13 protein-coding genes are annotated in these 12,605 nt (G+C 61.9%); 4 read left to right on the top strand and 9 right to left on the bottom strand.

Annotated elements, in window-relative coordinates; translation table 11 throughout:
• Positions 1-22: 22 nt before the first annotated feature.
• The 3 genes from ttcA to rpsD form a co-directional block, all read right to left on the bottom strand.
• Entirely contained in the window at positions 23-907 is an 885-nt protein-coding gene (gene ttcA, locus N2599_RS07700; RefSeq protein WP_027512394.1) for a tRNA 2-thiocytidine(32) synthetase TtcA, read from the bottom strand.
• Between the two features lie 57 nt (positions 908-964).
• Positions 965-1,894, bottom strand: coding sequence for a glutaminase (locus N2599_RS07695; protein ID WP_027512393.1), 930 nt, complete (start codon positions 1,892-1,894; stop codon positions 965-967).
• Positions 1,895-1,965: 71 nt separating this feature from the next.
• Positions 1,966-2,583 (bottom strand): 30S ribosomal protein S4, encoded by a 618-nt coding sequence (gene rpsD / locus N2599_RS07690; protein WP_027512392.1) that lies wholly within the window; start codon positions 2,581-2,583, stop codon positions 1,966-1,968.
• Between the two features lie 189 nt (positions 2,584-2,772).
• Here rpsD and N2599_RS07685 point away from each other — a divergent pair, with 189 nt between their 5' ends.
• Positions 2,773-2,940 carry a hypothetical protein gene (locus N2599_RS07685; protein WP_156915328.1) on the top strand — a complete coding sequence of 56 codons (168 nt, stop codon included), beginning with the start codon at positions 2,773-2,775 and terminating at the stop codon, positions 2,938-2,940.
• A 236-nt stretch (positions 2,941-3,176) separates the two neighbouring features.
• Here N2599_RS07685 and N2599_RS07680 read toward each other — a convergent pair whose 3' ends face one another.
• The 5 genes from N2599_RS07680 to N2599_RS07660 all read right to left on the bottom strand — a co-directional run bounded on the left by N2599_RS07680 (position 3,177) and on the right by N2599_RS07660 (position 7,063).
• Positions 3,177-4,691: an ATP-binding protein gene (locus N2599_RS07680; protein WP_027512391.1), complete on the bottom strand. Its 1,515-nt coding sequence runs from the start codon at positions 4,689-4,691 to the stop codon at positions 3,177-3,179.
• 147 nt (positions 4,692-4,838) lie between these two features.
• On the bottom strand, positions 4,839-5,162 hold the full coding sequence (locus tag N2599_RS07675) for an MmcQ/YjbR family DNA-binding protein (protein ID WP_027512390.1): 324 nt from the start codon (positions 5,160-5,162) through the stop codon (positions 4,839-4,841).
• Positions 5,163-5,215: 53 nt separating this feature from the next.
• On the bottom strand, positions 5,216-6,019 hold the full coding sequence (gene murI, locus N2599_RS07670; protein ID WP_027512389.1) for a glutamate racemase: 804 nt from the start codon (positions 6,017-6,019) through the stop codon (positions 5,216-5,218).
• A gap of 7 nt (positions 6,020-6,026) precedes the next feature.
• The gene (locus tag N2599_RS07665) at positions 6,027-6,830 is read right to left on the bottom strand and encodes an RNA methyltransferase (RefSeq protein ID WP_027512388.1); all 804 of its coding nucleotides are present in this window, start codon (positions 6,828-6,830) and stop codon (positions 6,027-6,029) included.
• A 17-nt stretch (positions 6,831-6,847) separates the two neighbouring features.
• Positions 6,848-7,063 (bottom strand): hypothetical protein, encoded by a 216-nt coding sequence (locus N2599_RS07660; RefSeq protein ID WP_156915327.1) that lies wholly within the window; start codon positions 7,061-7,063, stop codon positions 6,848-6,850.
• Between the two features lie 194 nt (positions 7,064-7,257).
• Here N2599_RS07660 and N2599_RS07655 point away from each other — a divergent pair, with 194 nt between their 5' ends.
• The 3 genes from N2599_RS07655 (at position 7,258) to N2599_RS07645 (ending at position 9,678) form a co-directional block, all read left to right on the top strand.
• Positions 7,258-8,472 carry an NADP-dependent isocitrate dehydrogenase gene (locus tag N2599_RS07655; protein WP_027512386.1) on the top strand — a complete coding sequence of 405 codons (1,215 nt, stop codon included), beginning with the start codon at positions 7,258-7,260 and terminating at the stop codon, positions 8,470-8,472.
• Positions 8,473-8,551: 79 nt separating this feature from the next.
• On the top strand, positions 8,552-8,998 hold the full coding sequence (locus tag N2599_RS07650) for a GNAT family N-acetyltransferase (protein WP_027512385.1): 447 nt from the start codon (positions 8,552-8,554) through the stop codon (positions 8,996-8,998).
• Between the two features lie 59 nt (positions 8,999-9,057).
• Positions 9,058-9,678: a glutathione S-transferase family protein gene (locus N2599_RS07645; protein ID WP_027512384.1), complete on the top strand. Its 621-nt coding sequence runs from the start codon at positions 9,058-9,060 to the stop codon at positions 9,676-9,678.
• 141 nt (positions 9,679-9,819) lie between these two features.
• On the opposite strand, the gene alaS is transcribed toward N2599_RS07645, so the two are convergent.
• Positions 9,820-12,480 carry an alanine--tRNA ligase gene (gene alaS, locus N2599_RS07640; protein ID WP_027512383.1) on the bottom strand — a complete coding sequence of 887 codons (2,661 nt, stop codon included), beginning with the start codon at positions 12,478-12,480 and terminating at the stop codon, positions 9,820-9,822.
• Between the last annotated feature and the right edge of the window lie 125 nt (positions 12,481-12,605).

Raw genomic sequence — 12,605 nt, 5'->3', positions numbered from 1 at the left:
TGCTTTAGAGCGTTTCGCCCAGTTACACGCTTGCCGGTGACGGTCCCGCGACCATCAGGCTGGAAAAATCGAAGAGCTTCGGATCGAGCAGGTGCGAGGGGTTCACATGCGCGAGCGCCCGCAGCATCGTGTCCTTGCGGCCCGGCATGCGCCGCTCGATATCTGCAAGCATATCCTTCATCGCATTGCGCTGCAGGCCGTCCTGTGAGCCGCAGAGGTCGCAAGGGATGATCGGAAACTGCATGGCAGCCGCAAACTTCGCCATGTCGTCCTCGGCGCAATAGGCAAGCGGCCTGAGCACCATCAGGTTACCCTCGTCATTGAGCAGCTTCGCCGGCATGGAGGCAAGGCGCCCTCCATGGAAGAAGTTCATGAAGAAAGTCTCGAGAATGTCCTCGCGGTGATGGCCGAGCACCAAGGCGTCGCAGCCCTCCTCCCGCGCGATGCGATAGAGATTGCCGCGGCGAAGACGGGAACAAAGCGAGCAATAGGTGGCCCCCTCCGCCACCTTCTCCTTCACGATCGAATAGGTATCCCGATATTCGATGCGATGCTTCACACCGATCTCGGTCAGGTAATCCGGCAGGATATGTTTCGGAAAGTTCGGCTGGCCCTGATCGAGATTGCAGGCGATCAGCTCGACCGGCAGCAATCCACGCCATTGCAGGTCGAGCAGCAGCGCCAGCAGCCCGTAGGAATCCTTGCCACCCGAAACGCCGATCAGCCACCGCTTCTGGCCCTTCAGCATATCGAAATCGTCGAAGGCCTGGCGCACCTGCCGCAGCAAGCGCTTGCGCAGTTTGTTGAACGACACGGAGCGCGGCGCATCTGCAAACAGCGCATGGCCGATCACGCCGTCTTCCGCAGCTACCTTGAAGGCCTCATCAATGTTGGCTGCGATATTCATCGTCCCATCCAATCCAACGGACTCTGCCTTAGCAGAAAGCCGGGTTTCAACGAAGCGTCAATCGCCGAAAACCGACCAGCCGGTGCGCGCTGCGAGCATCTCCAGCGCCACGGCCCCGAGCTGCGAATTGCCAACCTTGTTCAAGCCCGGCGACCAGGCGGCGATCGAGGCGATCCCCGGAGCAACGGCGAAGATGCCGCCGCCGACGCCGCTCTTGCCGGGCAGGCCGACATGATAGGCAAAGTCGCCCGATCCGTCATAATGGCCGCAGGTGAGCATCAGCGCGTTGATGCGCCGCGCCCGCTTCGGCGAAACGACCGAATGGCCTGTCATGGGATTGCTGCCGCGTGCCGCAAGGAAAAGCCCTGCCCGCGCCAGCTGCTCGCAGCTCATCGACAGCGCACACTGGTGGAAATAGACGCCGAGCACGTGTTCGACGGGATGGTCGATGTTTTTGTAAGCGCGCATGAAACTGGCGAGTGCGAAATTCCGGTATCCTGTCTGCGTCTCGGAGCGCGCCACCTTGTCGTCGATGGTTATGGATTCATCGTCTGCCAGATAGCGAACAAAGCGCAGCAGTTCTCCGATCGCCTCGCGCGGCGCATGACCGGCCATCACGACGTCGGTAACAGCAATCGCGCCGGCATTGATGAAGGGATTGCGCGGGATTCCGTGCTCATGTTCGAGCTGGACGATGGAATTGAAGGCGGAACCAGACGGTTCGCGCCCGACCCGCTTCCAAAGGCCCTCGCCGACCTTGCCGAGCGCCAAGGTCAGCATGAAGACCTTGGAAATACTCTGGATGGAGAAAGGCACAGCGGCATCGCCGGCGGTGTAGACCCTGCCGTCGACGGTGACGACCGCCATACCGAACTGGTTCGGATCGATCTTGGCAAGCTCAGGGATATAGTCCGCGATCCTGCCCTCGCCGATACGGGGCGTCAGCTCCTTGTAGATGCTGTCGAGGACGGCCTGCAAATCCACCATGGCTTCTCTCCAGAGAACAAAAAAGCCGCCCAGGAGGCGGCTTTTCCGTATGCGAAAACGCCTCTCGCCAATTAGCGAGAATAGAATTCGACCACCAGATGCGGCTCCATGACGACCGCATACGGAACGTCGGAGAGCGAAGGAACGCGTGCGAAGGTCGCAACCATCTTGTTGTGATCAGCTTCGATGTATTCCGGAACGTCGCGTTCGGCGAGGCTGATGGATTCCAGAACCGTAACGAGCTGCTTCGACTTCTGGCGAACTTCGATGACGTCGCCGGCCTTGCAACGGTAGGACCCGATGTTGACGCGGACGCCGTTCACGGTCACGTGGCCGTGGTTCACGAACTGGCGGGCAGCGAAAACGGTCGGAACGAACTTGGCGCGATAGACGATCGCGTCGAGACGGGACTCCAGAAGACCGATCAGGTTTTCCGAGGTGTCACCCTTGCGGCGGTTGGCTTCGTCGAAGATCGCACGGAACTGCTTTTCGCGCAGGTCGCCGTAATAGCCCTTCAGCTTCTGCTTGGCGCGCAACTGCACACCGAAGTCGGAAAGCTTGCCCTTGCGGCGCTGACCATGCTGGCCCGGGCCGTATTCGCGGCGGTTCACCGGGGACTTCGGACGGCCCCAGATGTTTTCGCCCATACGGCGGTCAATCTTGTACTTGGACGATTCGCGCTTGCTCATCGTATTTCCTTTCAGAACGTTAGGGCGGTTTGTTGCCAAACCGCGCGAAGGAAACACGCCCTCCTTTGGCTTTCTTCCGAAAGCCCGACAGGACCATCCTATTACGCGAACAGGACAAATCCACGGGACATGTCAAATGAAACACCGGACATTGCTGCCCGGCGTTCGGGCGGTCTTTAGGGGTTCGTCATGAAAATGTCAACAGCGGAGCGCGTTGAGAAATATCGCGTTTATCGCCATATCGAAAGCAAATGGCCGGAGACTTGTGAAACGACCCTCGCGATCGATGGTGATGTGCTTGACACAGCCAAGGCCATGCCCGCGCAGCAAGATAAAAGCCTTGGCGAGATTATCTGACTTGGCTCGCAAATCGCTGATCCAGGCCCGATCACCCGTAATGCGTAACGGCATTCCGCTTATAAAGAAGATCCAACGGGGCGGGCGATTACACCTGAATTTGTCAACGAATATCCGTGACGTTCCTTCTCGACGTAAACGTTCTCATTGCCTGTTCTCGCGACTCTCGACCGTCGGATACGTGCGTCGCTTGCGGTTGATGGCAAAGCAAGGCTCTACCTTGTCGAGACATAAGCTTATTCCGCCGCTTGTGGCGCATCGCCTTGATCGGGCGCATTCGCATCGCCTGGCGCCGTCTGGCAGTTCATGTCCGGGAAAGCCACGACGCGCTTGCCCGTGAAGTCCGTGTGCACCACGACGGTGCCCTGCTCCTCGAAATATCCGAGGAGACGCCTGGCCCGGCGCGCCGAATGCGTACCGTAGGCGCGGGCTATCCGGGCGTCGGACGGGCAAGGCTCGCCGCAGACCGCCGCCTTCGCCAGCATCAGGAATACGCCCTGCAGATCGTCGGTCACACCGGCTGACAACGAAAGTGCCGCCGCCCAGACTTCGGTCCCGGCTGTTGCGGCATCGACGCCAGACCGCGAGATCGCCACGCGCCGGCGGAACTCCGGCAGCGACATCGGCGGCCCGGGCACGCGGCGCATGCGCAGACGCACCAGGAATTCCTGGTAGAGCACCGAATCCGTCCGGAAACCTGAACCCGGATCGTCGAGGATTTCCGAAAGCACGGCCGCAAGCCGTTCCTCGCGCTCCTCAGCGGAAAGCTCCCGCTGGCTTGCACGCGCCTCTGCGGGCGCAGCGGTCGCCGCAGGCGCCGAGCGTGAAAGCTCTGCCAGAATGTCCGTCGTCGGCCGTGGCGCCGGCGGCGCGCGGCGCGCGATTGGGCGCTGGAATTCCTCCGGATCGGGCGTGAAGATCAGGTCCTCGACATCCTGCGGCGCGTCCGGCAGCGGCATCAGCTTGGGGCTCGACGAGCGCGCCGACGTCTCCACGGCACCGATCTGGATCGGCAGCGGGCGGCGCGACAAGGCCGGTCCAAGCGCCACGAAGTTGCCGCGCCTCAGGTCGCGGAACATTTCTGCCTGGCGCCGGTCCATGCCGAGCAAGTCGGCGGCACGCGCCATGTCGATATCGAGGAAAGTGCGGCCCATCAGAAAGTTCGAGGCTTCCGCCGCAACGTTCTTTGCAAGCTTCGCCAGCCGCTGCGTGGCGATCACCCCCGCCAGCCCGCGTTTGCGGCCGCGGCACATCAGGTTCGTCATAGCGCCCAGCGACATCTTTCGGGCATCTTCGGAAACATCGCCGCCGACCGACGGGGCAAACATCTGCGCCTCGTCGACAACGACGAGCACGGGATACCAGTATTCGCGATCGGCATCGAACATGCCGTTGAGGAAGGCGGCCGCCGCGCGCATCTGCTGCTCGATGTCGAGGCCCTCCAGCGTCAATACGCAAGAGACACGGTGCTGACGGATACGGTTGGCAATGCCTGCAAGCTCCGCCTCCGTCCGTTCACCATCGACGACGACATGGCCAAAGCGGTCGCTGAGCGTGACGAAGTCGCCTTCCGGATCGATGATGACCTGCTGGACCCACTGCGCGGACTGTTCAAGCAGCCGTCGCAGGAGATGCGACTTGCCGGAGCCGGAATTGCCCTGCACAAGAAGGCGGGTCGCCAGCAGCTCCTCGATATCGAGCGTCGCCGGGGTGTTCCCTGACGCCATTCCCATATCGATACCAACCTGCAATGCAATGACCTATTCAGATGAGACTCAATGATGCGAAGCGCCATTGTCCTGAAACGGCGCGCTTCCGTCTATCAAAGATTTCCGGGCATTTCGCCCACGCGTTTGCAAAACCCACAGCGAATGCGGACAGTTGCGGCCTAGCGCTTATCACCGCGCCGGCTTCCTGCGTTGCGCATGCGCCCACGCCATGCACAACGCATTCTCGAGATCCTCCTCGCCCAGCTGCGACAGATCCGCGGTCGTCCAGCCCTGCCTGCCCCAGGCATTCGGCACCGGCGAAAAGGCATCCGCCAGCATCATGCATTTGAACTGCTGTTCGTCAGGCGTGAAATTGAAGTTTGCCGTCCGGCCATCGGCGGCGAGCGTGACGTAGATCCGCGCGACCCTGAATGCCATGCGGTCGAAATGCGGGGCCTCGATCGTACCCTCCAGCGATAACGCGATGCGTCGCAAGTCTTCGCCTGTCGCCATTGCACCCACCTCCGACGGTTCGCGCCATCCTATCACGATTGAAGCTGGACGCGTCACCGGACCGTCAGCCCGAAGCCCTGCATCAGTCGCGTTGTGGCGAAATCCGGATTGCCGGAGGTAAACACAGCGAAATCAAAGTTGTCGGGGTGAACGCCATCGGCCACCTGCGGCACGAGGCTGCGCGCGCGCCGTGCGATGGCCTCGGCGGGGTCCAGCCAATCCACTGGCCAGGGTGCCAGCCGCCGGAAGAGGTTCGCCATGAAGGGATAATGGGTGCAGGCGAGCACGACGATGTCAGTTTTGCGGCCGTCCTTTTCGACGAAGCACTGCTCGATTTCCGTCATGACAGCCTCGTCCGAGACGGTATCGCCGCGGATGTAGGCTTCCGCCATGCGCGCCAGATTCTCCGAGCCGACGAGGCGGACGTGGCATTGCTGCGCAAAGGATTGGATCAGATCCCGCGTATAGGCGCGTTTGACCGTGCCGGGCGTGGCAAGCACCGAGACGAGACCGGAACGCGTGCGCTCTGCGGCGGGCTTGATCGCCGGCACCGTGCCGACGAAAGTCATCTGCGGGAAGGCGGCGCGCAGATCGGCACCAACCAGCGTAAAGGCCGTATTGCAGGCGATGACACAGACTTCGGGATCGTAGTCCCCGAGCAGCCTGTCGAAGATCGTGATGATACGCTCCTTCAGCGCCTGCTCTTCCCAGCCCCCATAGGGAAATCCCGCATCGTCGGCGATGTAGATGAAGCCGCGCTCCGGCATCAGCACGCGGGCTTCGCGGAGCACAGTCAGCCCCCCGATACCGGAATCGAAGATCAAGACCGGTTTCAGCTCATTCGCTGCTGATGTCATCTTTCGGCTATTCCTTGGTGTCTGCAGGCGGACGGCTTCCGCGCGGATACTTGCGCGAGAAGCGGTCAAGGGAAGATATCACGCCGCGCAGCACGCTGATTTCCTGTTCCGTGAAGGCGCGGCGGGAAAGGACCGCGCGCAGATTGTCCACCATTTTCGGCTTTTTCCCGGCAGGATGGAAATAATTGCGTGCTTCCAGCGCCTCTTCCAGCTGGTCGAAAAGTCCGAAGAGCTGCTCCTTCGTCGATTGCGTCTGCGACGTCGCCTGGAACGGCACGGCACCAGCATCCTCCATGCCGGATTTCATCCACTCGTAAGACATCAGAAGCACGGCCTGCGCGATGTTCAGCGAGGCGAAGGCGGGATTGACCGGGAAGCTCACGATCTCATCGGCAAGAGCCACTTCCTCGTTGGTCAGCCCCCAGCGTTCACGGCCGAAGAGGATGCCGGTGCCCTCGCCCGCGCGGAATTTCGCCCGCAACGTTTCGGCAGCAACCACCGGAGAACGCACCGGCTTGAAGCCATCCCGTTCCCGGGCCGTCGTCGCATAGACGAAGTTCAGATCAGCGACAGCCTGCTCCAGCGTGTGGTAAACGTTTGTGCCTTCGATAACGTGATCGGCTTTGGAGGCGGCGGCTTGTGCCTTTTCGTTCGGCCAGCCGTCGCGCGGATTGACGAGGCGCAGCTCCGCAAGGCCGAAATTCGCCATTGCGCGCGCCACCATGCCGATGTTCTCGCCCATCTGCGGCTCGACCAGAATGATGACCGGTCCTTCGGCCAAAAGTTTGCGCTCGCTATTCGTGCCCGCCATAAATGCCGTCCTTGCTGTCATGCGGGGAATAGCTTTGCAAAGCCGAAACGGCAAGGCCCATGCCGCAGGATTGACCTGTCCCGTATACCGTCGATCAAATCAAACCTGCTTTCACTCGCCCAGTTCTGGACGGTTGCATCCATGACTTCCTGCACCGGTGCCTCGATCTCCGCGCCATCGGGGACGGCGGGCAAACCGGCAAATGCGACAAGCAGGAGGGCGATCGTCTTCATGATGAAATATCCGGTTCGAAAGGCAATTGCGGGGAACACTAGCCGAACCTCCGGACTTGGCAAAGGCACGCCAAAATGCGCTTTGAACGGCGCTTGCGGCTTTGCGTTCCCGGCTCACAATGCTATAGCGCTCGGGATTTTTCATCACCCACCCTGGGACGGTCGTCCCTTCCAAGCTTGAACGAGGCAGATACATGAAGAAGATCAAGGTCGCCAATCCCGTCGCCGATCTCGACGGCGATGAAATGACTCGCATCATTTGGCAGCTCATCAAGGACAAGCTGATCCATCCGTATCTCGACCTCGACATCGACTATTACGACCTCTCGGTCGAAAACCGCGACGCCACGAACGACCAGGTCACGGTCGATGCCGCAAACGCCATCAAGAAATACGGCGTCGGCATCAAGTGCGCGACGATCACGCCGGATGAAGCCCGCGTGAAGGAATTCAACCTCAAGGAAATGTGGAAGAGCCCGAACGGCACGATTCGCAACATTTTGGGCGGCGTCATTTTCCGCGAACCGATCATCTGCAAGAACGTTCCGCGCCTCGTTCCAGGCTGGACGCAGCCGATCGTCGTCGGCCGTCACGCTTTCGGCGACCAGTACCGCGCCACCGACTTCAAGTTCCCGGGCAAGGGCAAACTCACCATCAAGTTCGTCGGCGAAGACGGTCAGGTCATCGAAAGGGAAGTGTTCAACGCACCGGGCGCCGGCGTGGCCATGGCCATGTACAATCTCGACGAATCGATCCGCGAATTCGCCCGCGCCTCGATGATGTACGGCCTGATGCGCAAGTGGCCGGTCTACCTGTCCACCAAGAACACCATTCTCAAGGCCTATGACGGCCGCTTCAAGGATATCTTCGAGGAAGTCTACGAGACCGAATTCAAGGACCAGTTCAAGGAAGCCGGCATCACCTACGAGCACCGTCTGATCGACGACATGGTCGCCTCGGCGCTCAAGTGGTCCGGCGGCTACGTCTGGGCCTGCAAGAACTACGACGGCGACGTGCAGTCCGACACGGTTGCCCAGGGCTTCGGTTCGCTTGGCCTGATGACCTCGGTCCTCTTGACGCCGGACGGCAAGACGGTGGAAGCCGAGGCCGCCCACGGCACGGTCACCCGCCACTACCGCCAGCACCAGAAGGGCCAGGAAACCTCGACGAACTCGATCGCCTCGATCTTCGCCTGGACCCGCGGCCTGGCGCACCGCGCCAAGCTCGACGACAACACCGAGCTCGCCCGCTTCGCCTCCACGCTGGAAAAGGTCTGCGTCGACACCGTCGAAGCCGGTTTTATGACCAAGGACCTGGCGCTGCTGATCGGCCCGGATCAGCCATGGCTCTCCACGACCGCCTTCCTCGACAAGATCGACTCCAACCTGCAGAAGGCCATGGGCGCCTGAGGCACCTGGAGACATCGAACAACGAATACGGCGGGGTCTTCCCGCCGTATTCGTTTCAGGCACGAAGAGGAGCATGGACATGACGACGACCATCCGCCCGCTGCAGGCGTCTGACCGCGCCGCCTGGGAGCCTCTCTGGGTCGCCTACCAGCGCTTCTACGAAGTCGTTATTCCGCCGGAAACGACGGACCTGACTTGGAGCCGCTTCCACGACCCGGCCGAAGAGATGTACGCGCTCGGCGCCTTCGACGCGGGCGGCCGCCTTGTCGGCATCGTTCACGCCATCTTCCACCGTTCCTGCTGGCTGCCACGATGGACCTGCTATCTGCAGGACCTTTACGTCGAAGCCGACCGGCGGGGCACAGGCACCGGCGCAGCTCTTATCGAAGCCGTGGCAGATCTTGCACGGGAGAACGGCGCCGGCAGGCTCTACTGGATGACCCACGAGACCAACGCGACGGCACGGCGGCTCTACGACCAGATCGCCGAGAGCTCCGGTTTCATCCAGTACCGCAAGGCGCTTTGAGCGGCAGGCTTGATTTTGCTGCGGGGCGCGCTAGACCGGAAAGGGAGGAGGAGGAAAGCATGGCTGACGAGCTGGTATTCTATACGAACCCAATGTCGCGCGGCCGTATCGCCCGCTGGATGCTGGAGGAGACCGGAGTTCCCTACCACACGGAAATCATGACGTTCGGCGGCACGATGAAGGCGCCGGACTACCTGGCCGTGAACCCGATGGGCAAGGTGCCGACGATCCGGCATGGCGAAACGATCGTGACGGAATGCGCCGCGATCTGCGCCTATCTCGCCGATACCTTTCCGGAAAAGGAGCTCGCTCCGAAGCCTCATGAGCGCGGCAGCTATTACCGCTGGATGTTCTTCGCCGCAGGCCCCTTGGAAGCTGCTGCCACGAACCGTGCGCTCGGCTTTGTGACGCCCGCCGAAAAGAGCCGGATGGCCGGTTACGGCAGCTTTGGCGACGTCATGGACACGCTCGAAAAAGCCGTCAGCACTTCACCCTATATTGCCGGCGATCGCTTCACGGCCGCCGATGTCTACGTCGGCTCGCATATCGGCTGGGGCTTGGGCTTCGGCACGTTCGAAAAGCGCCAGGCCTTCGCGGACTATGTCGCCCGCGTGACCAACCGCGAAGGCTACAGGCGAGCCACCGCACTGGATGACGAACTCATGCAGCAGATGCAATAGGAACCGCTTTACCTCCCGACGGTCGCTCACCCTTCCGCAGTTGCACGGTGGGACTTGCACCACAAGAATGCACCCATGCTGGGCGCACAACAAAAAGGTGGAGGATAAGCCCCGCCTTTCAAACCTCACCGGCAGATGAAATCAGCTTGCAAGTGCTGCCGCAACCGCTTCGATCGCCTCGTCGGCCTTGGAGCCGTCCGGGCCGCCCGCCTGTGCCATGTCCGGCCGCCCGCCGCCGCCCTTGCCGCCGAGGGCAGCAGATGCAACACGCACCAGATCGACGGCGCTGAACCGCGCCGTCAGGTCCGGCGTTACGGCAACGACCGCGCTCGCCTTTCCGTCATCCGATACGCCGATCAGCGTCACGACGCCCGAGCCGATGCTGGACTTGCCGTCATCGGCAAGGCCCTTGAGGTCCTTCGGATCGACGCCCGTCATCGCCTTGCCGAGGAATTTCACGCCGGCAACCTCGCGCGCCGCGTCCGTCGAGCCGCCTTGCCCGCCGCCCATGGCAAGCTTGCGCTTGGCGTCCGCCAGTTCGCGCTCGAGCTTGCGGCGCTCGTCCATCAACGCTTCGACGCGCGAAAGCACTTCGGCAGGCTGAACCTTCAGCGACGACGCGAGCGACTTCACGCGCTCGTCCTGCTCAGCCAGATATTCGCGCGCAGTTTCACCGGTGACCGCCTCGAGGCGGCGCACGCCCGCGCCGACAGCGCTTTCGCCGAGGATGCGCACGAGGCCGATCTGGCCGGTCGCCGCCACGTGCGTGCCGCCGCAAAGCTCGATCGAATAAGGCTTGCCGGCCTTCGTGCCGCGCACGCCCTGCCCCATCGAGACGACGCGCACTTCATCGCCGTATTTCTCACCGAAGAGCGCCATCGCACCTTCGGCGATAGCGTCGTCGACGCTCATCAGCCGCGTAGTGACCGGTGCGTTCTGCAGCACGATCTCGTTTGCCATGTCCTCGACGACCTTGAGTTCTTCGGCGGACACCGGCTTCGGATGCGAAACGTCGAAACGCAGGCGTTCCGGCGCGACCAGGGAACCCTTCTGCGCCACATGCGTGCCGAGCACTTCGCGGAGCGCCTCGTGCAGCAGGTGCGTTGCCGAGTGGTTAGCGCGCAGGCGCGAGCGGCGGGCGTGATCGACGGACAGCGCGACGGCATCGTCAGCCTTCAGCGAACCTTCGATGACCGTCCCGGTATGGACGAACAGGCCCTCGCCTTTCTTTTGCGTATCAGTGATCTCCACCTTCGCATGGTCCGAACTGATGATGCCGGTGTCACCCATCTGGCCACCGGACTCGCCGTAGAACGGCGTCTGGTTGACGACGATCTGGACCTTGTCGCCGGCCGAGGCGGATATGACGGCAGCGCCATCCTTGACGACCGCCTGGACGACGCCTTCGGCGGTCTCGGTGTCGTAGCCCAGGAATTCGGTCGCGCCATGCTTTTCCTTGAGCTCGAACCAAATAGTTTCGGTCGCCTTGTCACCGGAGCCTGCCCAATGCGAGCGGGCCTCGGCCTTCTGGCGCTCCATCGCATCCGTGAAGCCGGCAAGATCGACGCCGATTTCGCGGGCGCGCAGCGCATCCTGCGTCAGGTCGAGCGGAAAGCCGTAAGTGTCATAGAGCTTGAAGGCCGTCTCGCCGTCCAGCATGTCGCCCTTGCCGAGCGCCGTCGTCGCGTCGGAAAGCAGAGACAGGCCGCGCTCCAGCGTCTTGCGAAAACGGGTTTCCTCAAGCTTCAGCGTTTCGGAGATCAACGCCTCGGCGCGGGCGAGTTCCGGATAGGCGCGGCCCATCTGCTGGACGAGCGCCGGTAGCAGCTTCCAGATCAGCGGCTCCCTGGCGCCGAGAAGCTCCGCATGCCGCATGGCGCGGCGCATGATACGGCGCAGCACATAGCCGCGGCCTTCGTTCGAGGGCAGCACGCCATCGGCAATCAGGAATGCGGAAGAGCGCAAATGGTCGGCGATGACGCGATGGCTCGCACGGCGCTCGCCCTCGGCGTTGACGCCGGTTGCCTCTTCCGAGGCTTCGATCAGCGCGCGGAACAGATCAATGTCGTAATTGTCATGCTTGCCCTGCAGCACGGCCGCCACCCGTTCCAGCCCCATGCCGGTATCGATCGAGGGCCGAGGCAGATCGACGCGCTCTTCCTTCGTCAGCTGCTCATACTGCATGAAGACGAGGTTCCATATCTCGATGAAGCGGTCGCCGTCTTCTTCCGGAGAGCCGGGAGGACCGCCCCAGATGTGATCGCCGTGATCGTAGAAGATTTCCGAGCACGGGCCGCACGGGCCGGTATCGCCCATCGCCCAGAAATTGTCGCTCGTCGGAATGCGGATGATCTTTTCGTCAGAAAGCCCGGCGATCTTCTTCCAGAGGCCGAAGGCCTCATCGTCCGTGTGATAGACAGTGACCAAGAGACGCTTGGCATCGAGGCCGAACTCCTTGGTGAGCAAGTTCCAGGCAAGCTCGATCGCCCGCTCCTTGAAATAGTTGCCGAAGGAGAAGTTGCCGAGCATCTCGAAGAAGGTATGGTGGCGCGCGGTATAGCCGACATTGTCGAGGTCGTTGTGCTTGCCGCCGGCGCGGACGCATTTCTGCGCCGTCGATGCCGTCTTGTAGGGGCGCTGCTCCAGGCCGGTGAAGACGTTCTTGAACTGCACCATGCCGGCATTGGTGAACATCAGCGTCGGATCGTTGCGCGGCACAAGCGGGCTCGACGGCACGATCTCGTGGCCGTTCGTCTTGAAATAGTCGAGGAAGGTCGACCGGATATCATTCACGCCGCTCATGCTATGCCCTTCAGTGCTGCCCAAGGCAGGTCAAAACTCAAATCCAGTGGCTTTTATCGTTCACCCTTGCCACTGTCCAGCAGACAAACAAAACCGGCCGCATTCTGATCAAGGAATGCGGCCGG

The sequence above is a fragment of the Rhizobium sullae genome (assembly GCF_025200715.1).
Lineage (GTDB): Bacteria > Pseudomonadota > Alphaproteobacteria > Rhizobiales > Rhizobiaceae > Rhizobium > Rhizobium sullae.
This window is presented reverse-complemented; position numbering and strand designations above follow the sequence as displayed.

Excerpts from the sequence above, each read along its gene's own strand:
- ttcA (WP_027512394.1), bottom strand. The coding sequence starts at position 907 with ATGAATATCGCAGCCAACATTGATGAGGCCTTCAAGGTAGCTGCGGAA.
- N2599_RS07695 (WP_027512393.1), bottom strand. The coding sequence starts at position 1,894 with ATGGTGGATTTGCAGGCCGTCCTCGACAGCATCTACAAGGAGCTGACG.
- rpsD (WP_027512392.1), bottom strand. The coding sequence starts at position 2,583 with ATGAGCAAGCGCGAATCGTCCAAGTACAAGATTGACCGCCGTATGGGC.
- N2599_RS07685 (WP_156915328.1), top strand. The coding sequence starts at position 2,773 with ATGAAAATGTCAACAGCGGAGCGCGTTGAGAAATATCGCGTTTATCGC.
- N2599_RS07675 (WP_027512390.1), bottom strand. The coding sequence starts at position 5,162 with ATGGCGACAGGCGAAGACTTGCGACGCATCGCGTTATCGCTGGAGGGT.
- murI (WP_027512389.1), bottom strand. The coding sequence starts at position 6,019 with ATGACATCAGCAGCGAATGAGCTGAAACCGGTCTTGATCTTCGATTCC.
- N2599_RS07665 (WP_027512388.1), bottom strand. The coding sequence starts at position 6,830 with ATGGCGGGCACGAATAGCGAGCGCAAACTTTTGGCCGAAGGACCGGTC.
- N2599_RS07660 (WP_156915327.1), bottom strand. The coding sequence starts at position 7,063 with ATGAAGACGATCGCCCTCCTGCTTGTCGCATTTGCCGGTTTGCCCGCC.
- N2599_RS07655 (WP_027512386.1), top strand. The coding sequence starts at position 7,258 with ATGAAGAAGATCAAGGTCGCCAATCCCGTCGCCGATCTCGACGGCGAT.
- N2599_RS07650 (WP_027512385.1), top strand. The coding sequence starts at position 8,552 with ATGACGACGACCATCCGCCCGCTGCAGGCGTCTGACCGCGCCGCCTGG.
- N2599_RS07645 (WP_027512384.1), top strand. The coding sequence starts at position 9,058 with ATGGCTGACGAGCTGGTATTCTATACGAACCCAATGTCGCGCGGCCGT.
- alaS (WP_027512383.1), bottom strand. The coding sequence starts at position 12,480 with ATGAGCGGCGTGAATGATATCCGGTCGACCTTCCTCGACTATTTCAAG.